The following is a 17156-nucleotide window of genomic DNA, read 5'->3' on the forward strand; positions in this document are numbered from 1 at the left end:
CCCTCACCCCGGCCCCGGCCCAACGGGACGCGTGGGTGGTCCTCGCCTCCGGCGACCTGCGGATCGCGACGCTCGTCACGAGCCTGCGGGACACCCCGGATCCAGTCGTGTTCGCAGTCCTTACAGAAGGGCGGTCGTAGACCATGGGCAAGTACTTCGAATACCTGCACACGGTCGGCTTCGAGGAGACCAACCTCGTCGGCAACGTCTACTACGTCAACTACCTGCGCTGGCAGGGACGTTGCCGGGAGATGTTCCTGAAGCTGCAGGCACCGGAGGTGCTCGTGGACCTCCAGGACGACCTGAAGCTCTTCACGCTGAAGGTCGACTGCGAGTTCTTCGCCGAGATCACGGCCTTCGACGAGCTCTCCATCAGGATGCGCCTGGTCGATCTCACGCAGACCCAGATCGAGTTCAACTTCGACTACGTCCGGCTCCACCCGGGCGGCGGCGAGACGCTCATCGCCCGCGGCCGGCAACGCATCGCGTGCATGCGCGGACCGAACACCCGGACGGTCCCCGCCAGGGTCCCTGAGCCGCTGGCCCGGGCGCTCGAACCGTACGCGCCGTAGGCGCGGATCCAGACAGTCAGCCAGGAGGTCAGCGTGACAGTCGACAACTCCACGTCATCTCGCGAGATGGCAGAAGCCAAGGCGCTGCGGCGGGCGTTCGGGACGTTCGCCACCGGTGTCACCGTGGTGACGACGGGCGGCACCATCCCGCACGCCATGACCGCGAACTCCTTCACCTCGGTCTCCCTCGACCCGCCACTTGTACTGGTCTGCGTCGACCGCAGCGCGGTCATGCACCGGTGCCTCACCACCACGGGCCTCTTCGGGGTCTGCGTGCTGGCCGCCCACCAGGAGGCCGCGGCCCGGCACTTCGCCGACCGCTGGCGGACCCTGGGCGCGGCCCAGTTCGACGACGTCGACTGGCTGCCTGGCGAGATCACCGGCGTGCCGCTGCTGGAGGGCACCCTCGCCCGTTTCGAGTGCGAGCTGTGGCGCACCTACGACGGCGGCGACCACACGATCTTCATCGGAAAGGTGCTGTCCATGGAGCAGCAGACCGACCGGGAGGCCCTACTGGTCTTCAACGGCAAGTTCCGGCAGATCACCCCTGATTGGAGTGAGGTGACTGCATGACCGTCACCGGGCGGGGTGCGGATGCCGTACCCAAGAGATCCTCTCCGGCATCCGGCACCCGCCGGGTGCCGCCCGGGCCGCCTTTCTGGGCCGGGCCGAGCCTGTTCAAGAAACTGGCGACGGACCGGCTCGGCATGATGACCCTCGCCGCGACGTACGGCGACGCGGCCAAGCTGTCCATCGGCCCCAAGACCCTCTACTTCTTCAACCACCCCGACCACGCCAAGCACGTGCTGGCCGACAACAGCGGCAACTACCACAAGGGCGTCGGTCTGGTCCAGGCGCGCCGGGCCATCGGCGACGGGCTGCTGACGAGCGAGGGCGACCTGTGGCGCAAGCAGCGCAGGATGATCCAGCCGGTGTTCCAGAACAAGCGGATCTCCCAGCAGGCCGGGGTCATCGCCAAGGAGGCGGCCAACCTGGTGGACCGGCTCCGGGCCCACGCCGGCGGGCAGCCGGTCGACGTGGTCCAGGAGATGACCTCGCTCAGCCTCGGCGTGCTCGGGCGCACCCTGCTCGATGCCGACCTCGGCGCGTTCAGCTCGATCGGGCACTCCTTCGAGGCCGTCCAGGACCAGGCGATGTTCGAGCTGGTGACGCTGAGCAAGGTGCCGATGTGGGTCCCCCTGCCCAAGCAGCTGCGCTTCCGCCGTGCCCGCGGGGAACTGCAGCGGATCGTCGACCACCTCGTCGCCGACCGCCTCGCGCGGTCCGGCGACGGCGGTGACGACGTCGTGTCCCGCCTGATCGCCTCGACCAGGCAGGAGGCCGACCCCCGGGTCGGCCGGCAGCGGATGCGCGACGAGCTGGTCACCCTGCTGCTCGCCGGGCACGAGACGACGGCCAGCACGCTGTCGTGGACCTTCTACCTCATCGACCGGCATCCGGAGGTCCGCGAGCGGCTGCACGCCGAGGCGGTGGAGGTGCTCGGCGACCGGCTGCCGGCCTACGAGGACCTCCACCGGCTGAAGTACACCGCGATGGTGGTGGAGGAGGTCATGCGCCTCTACCCGCCGGTGTGGATGCTGCCGCGGGAGGCCCAGGGGGACGACGAGATCGGCGGCTACCGCGTGCCGGCCGGTTCCGACGTCCTGATCAGCCCGTACACGCTGCACCGGCATCCGGCCTTCTGGGACGCCCCGGATCGGTTCGACCCGGACCGCTTCGATCCGGACCGTCCCACCGGCCGGCCCCGGTACGCCTACATCCCGTTCGGCGCCGGGCCCCGGTTCTGCGTCGGAAACCATCTCGGCATGATGGAGGCCACGTTCGTGATCGCGATGGTCGCCCGTGACCTCAGGCTGGTCGGCGTGCCCGGCCATCGGGTGGTCCCCGAGCCCATGCTGTCCCTGCGGGTGCGAGGCGGGCTGCCGATGAGCGTCCACTCCGCGACCGGCACGCGCGTCGCGCGGCCCCGGGCCGGTTCCCGGCAGGGCGGGGAGTGAGATCTCGGATCACATGGGCGCGGCGGGAGGGGCGGAGGTCCCGGGAACGGCCTGCAGGAGGGCGGACCCGGGGTCTCCCCCCAGTGGCCCGTCGCGCCCTCCGCCCTGGGCGGGTCCGGTCTGTCGTCCCGTGGGATGGTCTGGGCGGGTCCGGGCTCTCCTCACATGGAACGGCCCCGCTCCCACCTTCGGGGCGCGGGGCGGCTCCCCGGTCCCGTCGCACCCGCGCCGGTAAGGCCCGGGTGCCGGGACGAGGAGGTCAGGCCGTGCGCCGGGTGACGGTCACGGCCAGCAGGTCACGTAGCGCGAGCAGCACCGGGGGGTCGAGGGTGCGCATCGGCTTGAGCTGAACGTCGGCGAGCTCGGTGCCCGTGCCGGGCTGGATCGTGATGGGCCCGTGGCGTCCGACGCACAGCGCCTCGTCACCGCCGGGCGGGTGGTTGATGGCGTCCTCGCTGCCGGCGGCGGCGGACTGGGCGATCAGGTGCCATTGGCCTTCGGGCACGTCCTCCAGCACGTACGGTCCCGGCTGGTGGAGGATCGTGTATCTGATGGGACGGCCTTCGAGGATCCGGTCGGGGAACAGGCCGGCGAAGATCGGCCGGTCCTTCAGCGGCGACGAGATGTCACCGCGGACCGTCATGGTCGCGGTTCCCGCGAGGACGCGGCGGTCGTCGGTGAGGAGCTGTGGCATGACGGTTTCAAGCTGGCGATATTTGCTCGGAGAGACACCCACGCTGCTGGTGAAACGTGAGCTGAAGGTGCCCACGCTGGAGTAGCCCACCCGATGGCTGATGTCCGTGACGGTCAACGAGGTCGAAGTGAGAAGCCTCTTGGCCTCGCGGAGCCGTACCGCCGACAGGAACCGGCCGGGTGACAGCCCGGTGACCCGTTGGAAGACACGGGAGAAATGAAACTTGCTGAACATCGCTGTGCGAGCCATGTCGTCAATGGTGATTTGATCACCTAAGTTGTCGTGCATGCTCTCGACGACTCGCAGGACGGCTTGCTCGATTACGTCGTTCATTACTCCTCCCGGGTATTGAAGGCGTCATCTCGATTAACGTCTAATTGACATGGCGAGAAAGTCCGCCGTGCGCCCACGGCCTGCACATGTCTCACGAACGGCCTGGCCGGTACGTATCTCCGTGCGTCTGCCCGAACGTGTCTAAATGGCCCCGGCCGCCGCCGGCTGCTGATTCCGCAGGATCGGGCCGGCTGGCTTCGCCGCCCGTGACGGATATTGGCCTGTTCGTTTATTACACGCGTCGGCGCGTGCGGAAGGCTGCATGGCAGCGCAGATTTCTTTGCAAATATTCGATGTAGCCGAGGGGTTACGCAACGTACGCGGGCGTGCCGTGCATATGACCGGATGCATCCCGGCCTTTACGTGCGATCAATTGATATGAACGAGCGAGGAATGGTGGGCACGACGAGATGCCGCCGTGCGTTCGGCCGTGCGGGCGGGCAGGCGGCCTTCCCTGTGATGGGGGCGTCGCCCGCGGGGACGGCCGGAGAGGGGCTCTCCGGACCTCACGCCGGTTGCGGGGAGATGCGGATGCCCGTGGGCCGCGGTGGCGCGGCCGTGGCGGGGGAGCGGGTGCGTCGGCGACCGCCTGATTCTTGGCAGAGGCGACGTGGAGGTTGCTTGTCGCCGGCAACCTTCCGCTGTTCGTCTCCGCACTGCTCACGCCGAGATCGTATGCACGCCCCGATGTCGCGGGAATCGATCTCGGCGGTTTCTGGGGTCCTTCGAATCGGAGTAAGGGGGGTTAGGGGGTGAATAGGGGTTGTCACCGGTAAACGGGCCGGTCGATCCTGATGCCATTGGCTGGACGCCGTCGGCCTGCCGTTTTCGCGTGCCGTTTTCCGGGGTGTGCGCCGGGGCGGGGGCCGGTTGATGGTGATGGGGTGTGAACGGATGGCCGGGGTTCGCGAGGAGGAGTTCTCGCGTTATGTCAAGGAGGCCAGGCCGGGGCTGCGGCGGACGGCTTTTCTGCTCTCGTCGGACTGGTTCGAGGCCGACGATCTGGTGCAGCGGGCGCTGATCGCGATTCATGGACGGTGGGAGAGCCTTGAGCATCGTGATCGGATCACGGGGTACGCGCGCACGATCATGATTCGGATGATCATCAGTGATCGCCGTTCTCATCGGTGGTCGCGTGAGGCGCTGGCGGGGGTGCTTCCGGAGCCGGAGCCGGCTGGGGATCCGTATGTGCTGCTGGGTGACCGCCTGGTGCTGATGAGGGCGTTGACGGTGCTGGGGCCCCGGCAGCGGGCGGCGGTGGTCCTGCGGTACTGGGAGGACCGCAGCGTGGAGGAGACCGCGCTGGTGATGGGGAGCGGGGGCTCGACGGTGCGCAGCCAGACGGCACGCGCGTTGAGCACGTTGCGTTCGGTGCTGCGGGGCGAGTGATCGGTGTCCGGGGCCGGGCGGCCGGGGGAAAGGCAACGCAGAAGATGCACCGGCATGACAGTCCCCGGACGATGGAGGTGACCTGAGCCGAACCCGAGGTGAGGAAACGCCTATGACGCCGCGAATCCGAGACGAAGACCAGGTCAGGACGATGACACTGGAAGCGTTCGCGGACACCATCGTCCCCGGTGAGAAGCGGTCGCCCGACGACAGGGCCGTCGCGGGCGCCGCCCCCGGCGGCGGCGCGGTGGCAGCCGGCGCCCTGGAACTGCTGGAGTGGGACGCGACCGGGCTGAGCTCCGGACTGGGCGAGTTCGCCCGCCTGCTGAACGGCCACGCGCAGGTGTACGCGGCCGAGCACGAGCTGGCTCCCGACGAGTCGGTGCCGCCGTTCGTCGCGCTGCCCTTCGAGCACCGCACCGCCCTGGTGCAACGACTGACCACCCCCGGCCATCCGGAGAAGGAGTTCTGGGTCAGCCTCGCGCTGTTCAGCAACATGGCCTTCGACTCGGCGGCCCACCTGCACACCGCCGACGCGCTCGCCGCCGGGCACCCCGGCCTGATCGCCATGGGCATCGAGCTGCCCGACCCCGACGGGCTGTGGCGCTTCCCCGCGTACTCCTACGGCCGGCAGCTGGCCCGGCTGCACCCGGACACGACCCCCTCAGGGAGCCCCGCATGACCAGCACCGAACGCACCGACGTCCTCGTGGTGGGCAGCGGCTTCGGCGGCGCGATCGCGGCCTACCACCTCGCCGCCGGCGGCGCGCGGGTCGTGGTGCTCGAACGCGGGCCGTGGCTGACGGGAAACGACTTCGACCACGACTTCAAGCTCGGATCGTCCTACACGCGGGCCTTCGACTTCACCGTGGGCGATGGCATGAGCGTGCTCGGCGGCAACTGCGTGGGCGGCGGCAGCGTCGTCTACTTCGCCGCGATGCCCCGCGCGCCGCGCTTCGTCTTCGAACGCCACGGCAGCATCGGCAGGCGGATGTGGCCCTCGGCCGTCAGCCGCGACACCCTTGAGCCGTGGTACGACCGGGTGGAGGAGGCGATCCCGGTCACCAAGCAGGAGTGGAGCGACGTCAGCTACGCCGGAGGGCTGTGGGCCGCCGCGTGCGACCACGCGGGCCGTACGGCCAACCCGCTCCCGAGCGCCATCGACAACAGCAAGTGCGCCAACTGCAACTGGATGATGGCCGGCTGCCGCTTCGACGCCAAGCGGTCCCTGCTGTTCAACTACCTGCCGGGTGCGCTCGCGCACGGCGCGGAGGTCCGGCCGCTGCACGAGGTGCAGCACATCTCGCGGACCGACGACGGCGACTACCGGGTGCACTACAACGTCGTCGACGACGAGGACTACCGGATCCAGGCGGGCAGCGGCACGATCGACGCCAAGATCATCATTCTCGCGGCCGGGGCCGGCGCCACCCCCGTCATCCTGCAGCGCAGCGAGGCGACGCTCGGCACGATGCCGAACGCCGTGGGCAGATACTTCTCGGGCAACGGCGAACGGCTCAACACCGCCGTCCTCAACGAGGACAAGGTGCGTGAGGTCCTCGGCCTGAGCCGGGGGGACGGTCTGGCCTACGAGGCCAACCAGATCGGCAAGGGGCCGACGGTGGCCAGCTGGGACCGCCTCGACGGCTCGCTGCCGGAGTACTCCCGCTTCTCGCTGGAGCAGCTCTACTTCCCGCCGGGCCTGGGGACCATCCTCGCCCAGGTACCCGGCGCGACCGGCCCGAGCTGGTTCGGCGTGGACAAGAAGGAACTCCTCAAGCGCTGGCGCTCCTGGCTGATCATCTTCCAGATGACCGAGGACGACAACGAGGGGGTGTTCGGCCCGCCCCCCGCCACCGGCAACGCCGACCGGATCTCGCAGCAGATGCTCGGAGTCGGCAGGCTCCGGTACAACCCGACGGCCAACACGCTGCGCGGCTGGGCCGAGGCGGACGCCGAGGTGAAGGACATCCTGGAACGCGACGGGCTGGCCGAGGTGGCGGCGTGGACCAACGACGTGGTCGGCGCCTACACCGTGCACCCGCTGGCGTCCTGCCGTGTCGGCGACGATCCGGACACCTCCGCGCTCGACGACCGCAACGAGCTGCGGGGTCACCCGGGCATCTTCGTCACCGACGGCTCCGCCGTACCGGGGGCGCTCACCGTCAACCCGGCTATGACCATCGCCGCGCTCGCCGAGCGCGCCATCCCCGGCATCGTGCATGCGGCACAGCAGCGGGGCGTGAACGTCACCTACGGCGCGCCGTCGCCGGACGGAGCCACCAGCGGGCGGCAGGGAGCGGCCCGGCTGGTGCCCACCCTGCTGCACAGATAGCGAAGGAGCAGGCGATGGGCAGGATCCTCACCCCGGTGGCACGACGGAGCGCGCTGTCTCAGGTCCGCCATGTCTCCCCGGTCAGACCAGGCGCCGCACGGGATCTCGTCGCGGGAGTCTACGAGCAGGCGGAACGGGACTTCGGCATGCTGGCACCGCCGGTGATCCTGCACTCACCCGCCCCGGAGTCCCTCGCGGCCTGCTGGCTGATACTGCGGGAGTCGCTCCTCGCACACGGGACGGTCAACAGGGCGATCAAGGAGATGGTCGCCGCCGCGGTGTCGGTCGGCAACACCTGCCCGTACTGCGTGGACGTGCACAGCGCGACGTTGGGCGGTCTCGTGCGGGGCCGCTACGCCGCCGAGATCGCCGGCGACCGCATCGAGGCGATCACCGATCCCGGCGTGCGCCGGATCGCCGCGTGGGCACGGGCGAGCGGCACGAGGGAGACGGCGGCCCGGCACGACCTGCCGCTGCCGGCGGAACAGGTCGCGGAGCTGGTCGGGGTCGCGGTCACCTTCCAGTACTTCAACCGCATGGTCAACGTCTTCCTCGACGAGTCCCCGGTGCCGCCGCAGGTGCCCGCCGGGGCCCGTCCCGGGCTCATGCGGCTGCTCGGGCTGTTCATGAGGCCCGCGGCCCGCAGGACTCACACCCCGGGCGCCTCCGTCGACCTGCTGCCGGCCGCGCCGCCGCCGGCGGACCTGTCCTGGTCGGACGGTACGGCCAACATCGCCGAGGCCTTCGCCCGCGCTGCCGCAGCCATCGACAGAGGCGGGCACCGCTCGGTGCCGGAACCCGTCCGCGACCTGGTCACCGCCGAGCTGGCCGCGTGGAACGGCGCGCCGGCCGGCCTCAGCCGCGCCTGGGTCACCGACGCGGTGTCCGGCCTGCCGGCCGCCCAGCGCCCGGCGGGACGTCTGGCACTGCTGACGGCCATGGCCTCCTACCAGGTCGACCAGTCGGTCATCGACGAGTTCCGCCGGGTGGAGCCCGGCGACCGGGCGCTCATCGAGCTCGCCTCGTGGGCGAGCCTGGCCGCGGCGCGCCGGATCGGAAGCTGGGCGCCGCCGGCCCGCCCCGAGGGCCCTCGTCAGACGGCTCCGGACGGCTGCCCGGTCGCCGCGCGGATCTCCTGACCGCCTCGCGGCGGCGCCGGCCCCGTTCTCCCGCGGCGCCGGCGCCGCCTTTCGGCGATGCCCGCCGGTCGAATACACCGGCGACCACAGCGTGAATACGGGACGCCGAGACCACAGGGCATAAAGGGAGAAGACAGTGATATTTCTCCGATGCATTCTTTAGATAACGCATTCCAGTGATGCCGTCGGCGAGCGGGGTGTCCATTGCTCCACGCGCGCCGCTGACCGGACCGGCACGCCGGGATTGCTCTGCAGCCTCGAACAATTCGATCTCCAAGTGAGAGGACAGGCGTGTGAGCGACCTGGACAACGTGCTCAGGGACCTGACCCGGGAGGGCGACGACGTCGACCGCCTGGTGGCCGATCTCGCCCCAGAGCAGTGGGCGCTGCCCACCCCCGCAACCGGATGGACGATCGCCGACCAGATCGCCCACCTGATCTTCATCTTCCGGCTGGCCGGGACCGCGGCCTCCGACGCCGACGCGTTCAAGGCCATGATCGCCGGCGCCGAGCACGATTTCGACGGGGCGGTCAACGCCGCGCTCGCCGACTACAAGGACGACCCGCCGGAGGTGCTGCTGGCCCGCTGGCGTGCCGAGCGCGCGGCCACGGTCAAGGCGCTCGCCGCCGTGCCGGAGGGCCAGACGGTCCCCTGGCTGGTCAATCCACTGCCGCCCATCATCCTCGCGTGCGCCGGGATCATGGAGACGTTCGCCCACGGGCAGGACATCGCCGACGCGCTCGGGGCGGAGCGGGAACGGACCGACGGACTCAAGCACCTGGTCGTGTTCGCCGTGCTGACCAGGGACTTCGGCTACCTGTCGCGGGGCCTGACCCCGCCGGCCACCGAATTCCGCTTCGAGATCACCGGCCCGTCCGGGGAGGTGTGGGCGTTCGGCCCCGAGGACTCGCCGGAACGGGTCTCCGGGCCCGCCGCCGACTTCTGCCTGCTCGTGACCAGGCGCCGGCACCGCGACGACCTCGCGGTCGTCGCCTCCGGCGCCGAGGCCGACGCGTGGCTGGACATCGCTCAGGCCTACCGCGGGCCGGCCGGCGCGGGCCGTTCCCCCGGCCAGTTCGCGGTCGCCCGGCGATAGGCCACCTCCCGCGGACCGTGGCGGGCGGCACGCGCCAGGCATGCCTCCGCGCGGTCTCCACGACGAGCCACCTGGAGGACGCCGGTACGGGACGACGCCGTCCCGTACCGGTGTCCGGTCCGCGCGGTACGGCCGTTGCGTGGCCGGACGCGTGCCGTCCCGCCGGGAGCCGACCACGCCCGGACCGGTCCGGCCGCCGGCGCCGGAAGACCGCCACACGGGCTCGTCCGATGGCCCAGGCCGTTCCGGGCGGCCTTTCCGGGATTTCCCCATATCGTTTTACACCGCAATCCGGGAGATGCCCGGCGAGGCGGCGGGATGCCAAAGTCAGGCGATGGGATGGATGCCCGGCCGTCGGCCATGACATACCGCGTCAACCCATCGCTTCATTGGTCCCAAGATGGGGAAGGTACGTCAATGGTGGCGTCAACACAACAAATCGAGAAACCAGTCGAGAAAGCGCCCGTCACCCAGAACCCCCGCCTGCCGTCGCTGACGGGAATGCGGTTCGTCGCCGCGGCGATGGTCTTCTTCTTCCACGTCGTGTGGCTGGCGAACATGTTCGGCTCGCCGGAGGCCAAAGTCGTCCTGGAAACGCTCTTCGGCCGGCTCGGCTTCGTCGGGGTGGGCTTCTTCTTCGTGCTCAGCGGCTTCGTCCTCGCCTGGTCGGTGCGTACCAGGGACAGGGCGCCGGCATTCTGGCGGCGGCGGTTCTTCAAGATCTACCCGAGTCACCTGGTCACCTACGTCGCAGCCTTCCTGCTCGTCACCCTGGTGGCGCAGCAGGCCATCAGCGGCGAGGCCGGGATACTCAACCTCCTGCTGCTGCACGCGTGGTTCCCGCAGATGGACATCAGGTTCAGCGTCAACCCCATAGCCTGGTCGCTGGCCTGTGAGGCGCTGTTCTACCTCATGTTCCCGCTCCTGATGCGCTACATCCGCCGGATCAGGCCGGAGCGGCTCTGGGCCTGGGCGGCCGGGGTCGCGGTGGTCATCCTCGCCGTCCCGGTCGTGGCCGGCCTGCTGCCGTACCAGATGCGGTTCCCGTCCCCGGCGGTGACGGACACCGCGCACTGGTTCATCTACACGTTCCCGCCGGTGCGGATGCTGGACTTCGTGTTCGGCATCCTGCTGGCCCGCATGGTCATGACCGGCCGGAAGCTCCCGCTCGGCCTCGGCGGTTCCGTGGCGCTCGCCGTGATCGTGTACACCCTGACGCCGCTGCTGCCGGGAGGTTACTCCCTCGGCCCCACGATGGTCGTCCCCCTCGGCTTCGTCATCGCCGCCGCCGCCGTCAACGACGCGAAGAAGCTCCCGTCGTGGTTGTCGGGCCGCGTCATGGGCTGGCTGGGCGAAGTGTCCTACGCCTTCTATCTGTGGAACGCCCTGGTGCTGGTCTACGGCCACAAGCTGCTCGCCGACAGCCAGGGCCTGAGCACTCCGCTCGCGATCGGCATGGTCGTGCTGCTCTTCGGGGTGACCCTGCTGCTGTCCTGGCTGCTCTTCTCCCTGGTCGAACGCCCGATCATGCGCCGCTTCGCGACATCGCGGCGCAGCCGGGACGGGGAACCGCAGAGCGTCGCCCGCCGAGGAACCGGCGGCTGACCGCTCCGTCGGGACGGTCCGTCCCCCCTCACGAGACCGTCCCGACGCCCGCGTTCCGGCTCGTCCGGACAGCACCTGAACGGGCCGGAAGGCGCACACGCCGCCTTCCGGCCCGTACGCGTTCCCGCGCTCGCGACGTCCGTCGTCCTGCTTACACGCGTTCCCGTTCCCGGGCCCGCGACGTCCGCCATCTGTCATGAGCCGCGCGCACCCGCTCCCACAGCGCCTCGCGCTCGGTGTCCGGCACATCGGTGAGGGTGACCCCGAAGCGTCCGGCGAGGGTGGCGTACCACTCGGCGGCGCTGCCCAGCTCCCACCTGCCGGCGTCGGCGCCGACCCGGGTCAGGACGCAGCCGCGCATCAGGTCGCTGCCGGTGGCGTCACGGCGGTAGGCCGTCAGGACGCGGGTGAAACGGGAGGCGGGCGAGGTCGTCAGCTCGACGTGCCGGGCGGTGAAGTCAGCCATGGTGGCCTGCTCGACGACGAAGTCCATCGCGACGAAGCTGCCGCCCGGGTCATGGTCGAGGCGCCATCCCCGCGGCTCGACCGGTGACGGGCGCAGCCCGTAGGTGAACGGGCCCTGCCGGTAGGTGCCGGTCACCAGCGGCAGCGGCTCGTGGAGCCCGTCTCCGAGGCCGACGTCGACGAGCCAGGAGCCGCCGGGGTTCTCCGGGCCGGGCAGCCCGTGAACGGTCACCGCCAGGTGGTTGGCGTCGGCGCCGGGCGCGGGCTGGTCGTAGGCGACCTGGACGCCGCCCCGGTGCCGGCGCACCTGGTAGCCGAGTGCCGCCAGCAGGGCCGAGAAGGCGCCGTTGAGGTGCATGCAGTAGCCGCCCCAGCCATGGCGCACGATCCGGTCGGCGGTGGCGGACGGGTCGATCGTCGTCGGCCGGCCGAGGTGGATGTCGGCCGTCTGGTAGGCGACCCGCTCGACGTGCGCCCGGTGCAGCGACCTCAGCGCGCCGACGGAGGGCGGACCCGGATGGGGCACGCCCAGTCGCGCGAGGTAACCGGGGACATCGACGACGTCGTGACCGGGAAAACGGTCGTCAATGGCGAGATCAACCGGCGTACTGATCGCGTCCAACATTTCTCCCCCTTTTTAGGGCGGCGGATTGTCCCCGCACAGACGAAGATCGGCGCTCCACGTCCCGCCGGCCATGCTGACCAGGGACCTCAAGCGGACATCCCGATGGCCCGCGTCCCCGACAGGCGGGGGCGCGGGCCACCGGGGCACGCGGCGCCGGCGACGCTACCCGATCGAGACCGGGAGCCAGTTGTGGCCGCGCGCGAGCCACCGGGCGCGGAAGGTGGGGGTTCCGGCGACGGCGAGTTTCGGGAAGCGGCGGAGCAGCATGGGCAGGGCCACCTGCGCCTCCATCCGGGCGAGAGGCGCTCCTACGCAGTAGTGGATGCCGCCGGCGAAACTCAACGGCTGGATGTCCGGGCGGTCCGGGTCGAAGCGGTCGGGCTGGGGGAAGCGGCGGGGGTCCCGGTTGCCGGCGGCCATGAGGACCAGCACCTTGGTGCCGGCGGGCACCTCCGTCCCCATCAGGTTCACATCGGCCCCGGCCCAGCGGCTGGTGGCCTGCACCGGCGGTTCGAACCGCAGGGTCTCCTCCACGTAGTTGACCGTGAAGTCCGGATCCACACACAGGCGGGCACGGAAGTCGGGGCGTTCGAGAGCCTGCAGCACCCCGTGGCCGAGCAGGTGGGTCGTCGTGTCGAACCCGGCGTTCAGCAGCAACGTCAGGTTGCCCATCAACTCGTCCTGGCTGAGCCGGTCACCGTCGCTGTCGCGCACCTGGACCAGCGCGCTCACCAGGTCGTCCGACGGGGTACGGCGCCGGCGGTCGATCAGCTCACCCAGGTACGCCGACAGCTCGTCCACCGCGGCGTCCGCCCGGGCGAGCTCGGACAGCGTGGTGAGCCCCTCCAGGGCGATCATCACGTCCGCCGCCACAGCGCGGAACCAGACCTGGTCCCCCTCGGGGACACCAAGCATCTCGCTGATCACCGCGACGGGGAGCCGGAAGGCGAACTCGTTCATCAGATCCATCGGCGACCCGTCCGCGCCGATCTCCGCCAGGCGGTCGAGCAGCTGGTCGGTCATCCGCTCCACCGCGGGCCGGAGCTCCGCCACCCGGCGGGCGGTGAACGCCCCGGTCACCAGGCGCCGCATCCGCGCGTGGTCCGGCGGGTTGGTGAACAGCATGGAGTTGGTGAACCCGCGCAGCGAGGAGTGCGAACGCCATTCCGGGTAGACGATGTCGTAGCTGCTGGCGTCCTGGACTCTGAACTGAGGCTCCCGGAGCGCGCGGGAGCATTCGGCGTAGCCGACGGCGGCTATCAGGCCCTCCCTGACCTGCACCAGATCTCCGTGCGCCCGTATCGCCTCGTAGAGGGGATAGGGATTCAGGCGCCCCTCCGGGGCCACCATGGCTGCGATAGCCTCATCCGGCTGCATCACGTACACAGTCATCGGGATCTCCTTCTTCCGCGGGCCCACCCGGGCCCGCCTTCGACGCTCGGCTCGGACCAGTGCGGCAACCGCCTCGTGCGGGCCGGATCACGCCTCGGCGCGTGCCGCGCGCACGGACGCGCTCTCACGGTCACCCAACGGTCAGTTCCAGGACCGACAACGTGCCGGCCGCGTGCACCGCCACCGGCCGGAGCCCACAGCCGGCCGCCAGCGCGGTCAGCTCGTCCACTCCGCGCTCCTTGCCGCCGCAGTAGACGAGCATCCGCAGGTCCATTCCGGTGTGCGGAGCGCCGCCGCCCGCGTCGATGCTCTCCACGACGAACACCCTGCCGCCGCTGCCCGCCGCCTCCGCGCAACGCCGCAGGATCGCCCGGGAGGCGGTGTCGTTCCAGTCATGGAGGATCCACGACAGCAGGTACCCCCCGGCGCCCGGCGGCAACGGGTCGAAGAAGCTCCCGCTGACCACGTCGGCGCGGTCGACCAGGCCGGCCGCCGCCAGCGCCTTGCGCGCGGCCTCGGCGGTGCCCGGCAGATCCACGACCGTGCCCCGCAGGCCCGGATGGCCGGTCAGCAATGCGGTCAGCAGCGAACCGTCGCCGCCGCCGACGTCGACCACGTGTCCCAGCGACCCCCAGTCGTAACACGACAGGAGCTCGGGCACCCGGGTCGGGACGTTGGCGCTCATCCACGCGTCGAAGGAGGCGCCCTGCGCCGGATTCGCCGCCAGGTCCTCCCAGAACGAGCGGCCGAACTGCAGCGAATAGGAGGCCTCACCGGTGCGGACGCTGTGCAGGAGGTGAGCGAAGGCCAGCTCGGCGCGGCCGGCGCCATCGATGTCGAGCAGGGCGCGCATACCGGAAGGATGATCATCACGCAGCGCCGCCCCCTGGGCGGTCAGGTCGTAACGCCCCGAATCATCGCGGCTCAGGATCCCCCGGGCGGCGAGGTAGCGCATCAGCCGCTCCAGCGCGTCGGCGTCGGCCTTCACCGCCTCGGCCAGCTCGGGCGCGGTGCGCCGCCCGGCCACGATGTGGTCGGCGATCCGCAGCGTCGCCGCCGTGCGCAACGCCATCGGCGTCCCAAGGTGCGCCATCGCCCACAATCCGGCGCCCGCTCCGTCCTCATCGGACAACACGCGTTCCTCCTTCGTAACGACCGCGGACCGGCAGGACCCGCAGCGCCGGCAAGTCACCCCGCGGCGCGGGATGCGCGCTTCATCGTCACGCCGGAGCGCGCCGCGGCGCATCTTTCTGAGTGCGGCATATTCCGGAGTGCCGCACAGCCGTCTTATGGCGCGCAGGCCGGCGCCGCCCGCGGCGGGGCACGGGCCGTTCAGAAAAGCGCATACCGTACGGCGTGCGCCGTCCGGCGAGCCCGCTCGACGCCCGCGCGGAGCCATTCGGCGCCTATTGGCAGGAAGTGGTTACCCGCGATCAGCTTGCTGACTTCCGTCTGTCTGGTCCGTGGACCGCGAAACGCGCAGGATTTGTTTTGCGAGAACAAATACAGAGACCGATGAGACAGAGAAAGGTCGGCAGTAATATGGTAATCGTAATGGACACGGACGCCACTTCCACGGAAATCCAGGCGATTGTCGAGCTGGTGGAGGCGGCGGGCGGTGAGGCGTTCGTCAGCCGCGGTGTCAGCCGCATCGTCATCGGCCTGGTCGGTGACATCGACCACTTCGCCATGATGAACCTGCGGGGCATGCCGGGGGTCCGCGACGTCGTGCGGATCTCGGCGAAGTACAAGCTGGTCAGCCGTGAACACCACCCCGACCGGTCGGTGGTGCGGGTCGGGGGAGTGTCGATCGGCCCGCAGACCGTCACGTTGATCGCGGGCCCCTGTGCGGTCGAGACACCGGACCAGACGCTCGCCGCCGCCCGGATGGCCCAGGCGGCCGGCGCGACGCTCCTGCGCGGCGGCGCGTTCAAGCCCCGCACCTCTCCCTACGCCTTCCAGGGGCTGGGGGAGCGGGGCCTGCAGATCCTCGCCGAGGTCCGGCAGGAGACCGGGCTGCCGATCGTCACCGAGGTCGTGGGAGCGCACGATGTCGCCATGGTCGCCGACTACGCCGACATGCTGCAGGTCGGCACCCGCAACATGCAGAACTTCACCCTCCTGCAGGCCGTCGGAGAGGCCGGGAAGCCGGTGCTGCTCAAGCGGGGGATGAACGCCACGATCGAGGAGTGGCTGATGGCGGCGGAGTACATCGCCCAGCGCGGCAACCTCGACATCGTCCTGTGTGAACGCGGCATCCGCACCTTCGAGCCCGCGACGCGCAACACTCTGGACATCTCCGCGGTCCCGGTGGCCCAGCGGCTGTCGCACCTGCCGGTCATCGTCGACCCCTCGCACTCCGGGGGCCGCCGCGACCTGGTCCTGCCGCTCAGCCGGGCGGCCGTCGTGGCGGGCGCCGACGGCATCATCGTCGACGTGCACCCGCAGCCCGACATCGCACTGTGCGACGGCCCGCAGGCGCTGGTCGACGACGACCTGCGCGAGCTCGCCCGCACGATGGAGGACCTGGCCGGCTTCATGGGCCGTCACCTGGCCACGCAACAGGACCTCGTAGCCGCCTGATCCGCGCGGCCAGGGCATTTCGGGAGAGCTGATGAATTCCACCACAGTCCGCCGCGTCACGGTCCTCGGCACCGGTGTGATCGGGACCTCGATAGCGCTCGCCCTGCGACGGGCCGGCATCCACGTCGCGCTGTCCGACCAGGACGTCGGCTCGCTGGCGACAGCGGAATGCATGGGGGCCGGTATCGCCCTGATGCCCGGCGACCCTCCCGCCGACCTGGTGGTCATCGCCACCCCGCCGTCCACGGTCGTCAGCGTGCTGCGTGACGCCCAGGCCCGCGGGCTGGGCGCCGTGTACACCGACGTCGCCAGCACCAAGGCCCGCATCTCGGCCGAGGCCGAGCTCGCCGGATGCGACCTCACCTCCTACGTCCCCGGGCACCCGATGGCCGGCCGCGAGCTGTCGGGGCCCCACGCGGCGCACGCGGACCTGTTCGCCGGACGGCCGTGGGCGCTGTGCCCGCACCCGGCGACGTCGCCCGAGGCCGTGCGGGTGGTTGCCGAGATGGTCGCGGTGTGCGGGGGAGCGGCCAGGATCCTCGCGCCCGACGCGCACGACCGGGTCGTCGCGGCGGTCTCACACGCGCCGCACCTGGTGTCCGCGGCGCTCGCGGCCCGGTTCGCCGGCGCCGACGCGACCACCCTTTCGCTGGTGGGCAGGGGGCTGCAGGACACGACCCGGATCGCGACGGGTGCGCCCGGTCTCTGGTGCGACATCCTGGAACAGAACGCCGAGTCGGTCGCCACGGTGCTGGAGGCGGTGGTGCGGGATCTGACCGAGGCCGCGTCCGCGCTGCGGAGATCCGACCGTGCCCGGTCCGGCGCGCTGGCCGACCTGCTCACCCGGGGTAACCGCGGCCGTGAGCACATAGTCGCCGCGTGACCGCCGGGCAGGGGCGCGGAGCGGGCG

At 70.6% G+C, this 17156-nt stretch carries 15 protein-coding genes; 11 read left to right on the plus strand and 4 right to left on the minus strand.

The genetic code is table 11. The annotated features are described in order from the left end of the window. The first annotated feature begins 143 nt into the window (after nucleotides 1-143). Genes CA984_RS32315 through CA984_RS32325 form a run of 3 tightly spaced genes read left to right on the plus strand, consistent with a single transcriptional unit; the run spans nucleotide 144 to nucleotide 2590 of the window. Complete coding sequence (locus CA984_RS32315; protein WP_086577259.1) at nucleotides 144-572, plus strand: acyl-CoA thioesterase; 429 nt, start codon at nucleotides 144-146, stop codon at nucleotides 570-572. Nucleotides 573-605: 33 nt separating this feature from the next. Continuing rightward, entirely contained in the window at nucleotides 606-1145 is a 540-nt protein-coding gene (locus CA984_RS32320) for a flavin reductase family protein (RefSeq protein ID WP_207621125.1), read from the plus strand. Continuing rightward, on the plus strand, nucleotides 1142-2590 hold the full coding sequence (locus CA984_RS32325) for a cytochrome P450 (protein ID WP_086577261.1): 1449 nt from the start codon (nucleotides 1142-1144) through the stop codon (nucleotides 2588-2590). The genes CA984_RS32320 and CA984_RS32325 overlap by 4 nt, the downstream gene beginning before the upstream one ends. Before the next feature lie 259 nt (nucleotides 2591-2849). On the opposite strand, the gene CA984_RS32330 is transcribed toward CA984_RS32325, so the two are convergent. Further along, entirely contained in the window at nucleotides 2850-3617 is a 768-nt protein-coding gene (locus tag CA984_RS32330; RefSeq protein ID WP_086577262.1) for a helix-turn-helix domain-containing protein, read from the minus strand. A gap of 894 nt (nucleotides 3618-4511) precedes the next feature. Between CA984_RS32330 and CA984_RS32335 the strand changes: the two genes are divergently transcribed. The 6 genes from CA984_RS32335 (at nucleotide 4512) to CA984_RS32360 (ending at nucleotide 11181) form a co-directional block, all read left to right on the plus strand. Then, nucleotides 4512-5006: a SigE family RNA polymerase sigma factor gene (locus CA984_RS32335; protein WP_086577263.1), complete on the plus strand. Its 495-nt coding sequence runs from the start codon at nucleotides 4512-4514 to the stop codon at nucleotides 5004-5006. Between the two features lie 151 nt (nucleotides 5007-5157). Then, complete coding sequence (locus CA984_RS32340; protein ID WP_242676295.1) at nucleotides 5158-5688, plus strand: DUF5987 family protein; 531 nt, start codon at nucleotides 5158-5160, stop codon at nucleotides 5686-5688. After that, nucleotides 5685-7340 carry an FAD-dependent oxidoreductase gene (locus CA984_RS32345; RefSeq protein ID WP_086577265.1) on the plus strand — a complete coding sequence of 552 codons (1656 nt, stop codon included), beginning with the start codon at nucleotides 5685-5687 and terminating at the stop codon, nucleotides 7338-7340. Before CA984_RS32340 ends, CA984_RS32345 begins: the two co-directional genes overlap by 4 nt. Nucleotides 7341-7354: 14 nt before the next feature. Continuing rightward, nucleotides 7355-8479, plus strand: coding sequence for a carboxymuconolactone decarboxylase family protein (locus tag CA984_RS32350; RefSeq protein WP_086577266.1), 1125 nt, complete (start codon nucleotides 7355-7357; stop codon nucleotides 8477-8479). 293 nt (nucleotides 8480-8772) lie between these two features. Then, nucleotides 8773-9576 (plus strand): TIGR03084 family metal-binding protein, encoded by an 804-nt coding sequence (locus CA984_RS32355; protein WP_086577267.1) that lies wholly within the window; start codon nucleotides 8773-8775, stop codon nucleotides 9574-9576. A gap of 501 nt (nucleotides 9577-10077) precedes the next feature. Then, nucleotides 10078-11181: an acyltransferase family protein gene (locus CA984_RS32360; RefSeq protein ID WP_165781491.1), complete on the plus strand. Its 1104-nt coding sequence runs from the start codon at nucleotides 10078-10080 to the stop codon at nucleotides 11179-11181. Between the two features lie 151 nt (nucleotides 11182-11332). On the opposite strand, the gene CA984_RS32365 is transcribed toward CA984_RS32360, so the two are convergent. The 3 genes from CA984_RS32365 to CA984_RS32375 all read right to left on the minus strand — a co-directional run bounded on the left by CA984_RS32365 (nucleotide 11333) and on the right by CA984_RS32375 (nucleotide 14798). After that, nucleotides 11333-12271 carry an arylamine N-acetyltransferase family protein gene (locus CA984_RS32365; RefSeq protein ID WP_086577269.1) on the minus strand — a complete coding sequence of 313 codons (939 nt, stop codon included), beginning with the start codon at nucleotides 12269-12271 and terminating at the stop codon, nucleotides 11333-11335. Between the two features lie 162 nt (nucleotides 12272-12433). Further along, the gene (locus CA984_RS32370; protein ID WP_086577270.1) at nucleotides 12434-13663 is read right to left on the minus strand and encodes a cytochrome P450; all 1230 of its coding nucleotides are present in this window, start codon (nucleotides 13661-13663) and stop codon (nucleotides 12434-12436) included. Between the two features lie 130 nt (nucleotides 13664-13793). Beyond that, entirely contained in the window at nucleotides 13794-14798 is a 1005-nt protein-coding gene (locus CA984_RS32375; protein WP_086577271.1) for a methyltransferase, read from the minus strand. A gap of 407 nt (nucleotides 14799-15205) precedes the next feature. Between CA984_RS32375 and aroF the strand changes: the two genes are divergently transcribed. Then, nucleotides 15206-16246: a 3-deoxy-7-phosphoheptulonate synthase gene (gene aroF, locus CA984_RS32380; RefSeq protein WP_086577272.1), complete on the plus strand. Its 1041-nt coding sequence runs from the start codon at nucleotides 15206-15208 to the stop codon at nucleotides 16244-16246. 31 nt (nucleotides 16247-16277) lie between these two features. Beyond that, complete coding sequence (locus CA984_RS32385; RefSeq protein ID WP_086577273.1) at nucleotides 16278-17129, plus strand: prephenate dehydrogenase; 852 nt, start codon at nucleotides 16278-16280, stop codon at nucleotides 17127-17129. Nucleotides 17130-17156 lie beyond the last annotated feature (27 nt).

The organism is Streptosporangium minutum (assembly GCF_002149035.1).
GTDB classification, from domain to species: Bacteria; Actinomycetota; Actinomycetes; order Streptosporangiales; family Streptosporangiaceae; genus Streptosporangium; species Streptosporangium minutum.

What these genes read in the sequence shown, in the direction of transcription:
- CA984_RS32325 (WP_086577261.1), top strand. Translation starts at nt 1,142, where the DNA reads ATGACCGTCACCGGGCGGGGTGCGGATGCCGTACCCAAGAGATCCTCT.
- CA984_RS32385 (WP_086577273.1), top strand. Translation starts at nt 16,278, where the DNA reads ATGAATTCCACCACAGTCCGCCGCGTCACGGTCCTCGGCACCGGTGTG.
- aroF (WP_086577272.1), top strand. Translation starts at nt 15,206, where the DNA reads ATGGTAATCGTAATGGACACGGACGCCACTTCCACGGAAATCCAGGCG.
- CA984_RS32330 (WP_086577262.1), bottom strand. Translation starts at nt 3,617, where the DNA reads ATGAACGACGTAATCGAGCAAGCCGTCCTGCGAGTCGTCGAGAGCATG.
- CA984_RS32365 (WP_086577269.1), bottom strand. Translation starts at nt 12,271, where the DNA reads ATGTTGGACGCGATCAGTACGCCGGTTGATCTCGCCATTGACGACCGT.
- CA984_RS32350 (WP_086577266.1), top strand. Translation starts at nt 7,355, where the DNA reads ATGGGCAGGATCCTCACCCCGGTGGCACGACGGAGCGCGCTGTCTCAG.
- CA984_RS32315 (WP_086577259.1), top strand. Translation starts at nt 144, where the DNA reads ATGGGCAAGTACTTCGAATACCTGCACACGGTCGGCTTCGAGGAGACC.
- CA984_RS32345 (WP_086577265.1), top strand. Translation starts at nt 5,685, where the DNA reads ATGACCAGCACCGAACGCACCGACGTCCTCGTGGTGGGCAGCGGCTTC.
- CA984_RS32335 (WP_086577263.1), top strand. Translation starts at nt 4,512, where the DNA reads ATGGCCGGGGTTCGCGAGGAGGAGTTCTCGCGTTATGTCAAGGAGGCC.
- CA984_RS32370 (WP_086577270.1), bottom strand. Translation starts at nt 13,663, where the DNA reads ATGACTGTGTACGTGATGCAGCCGGATGAGGCTATCGCAGCCATGGTG.
- CA984_RS32360 (WP_165781491.1), top strand. Translation starts at nt 10,078, where the DNA reads ATGCGGTTCGTCGCCGCGGCGATGGTCTTCTTCTTCCACGTCGTGTGG.
- CA984_RS32340 (WP_242676295.1), top strand. Translation starts at nt 5,158, where the DNA reads ATGACACTGGAAGCGTTCGCGGACACCATCGTCCCCGGTGAGAAGCGG.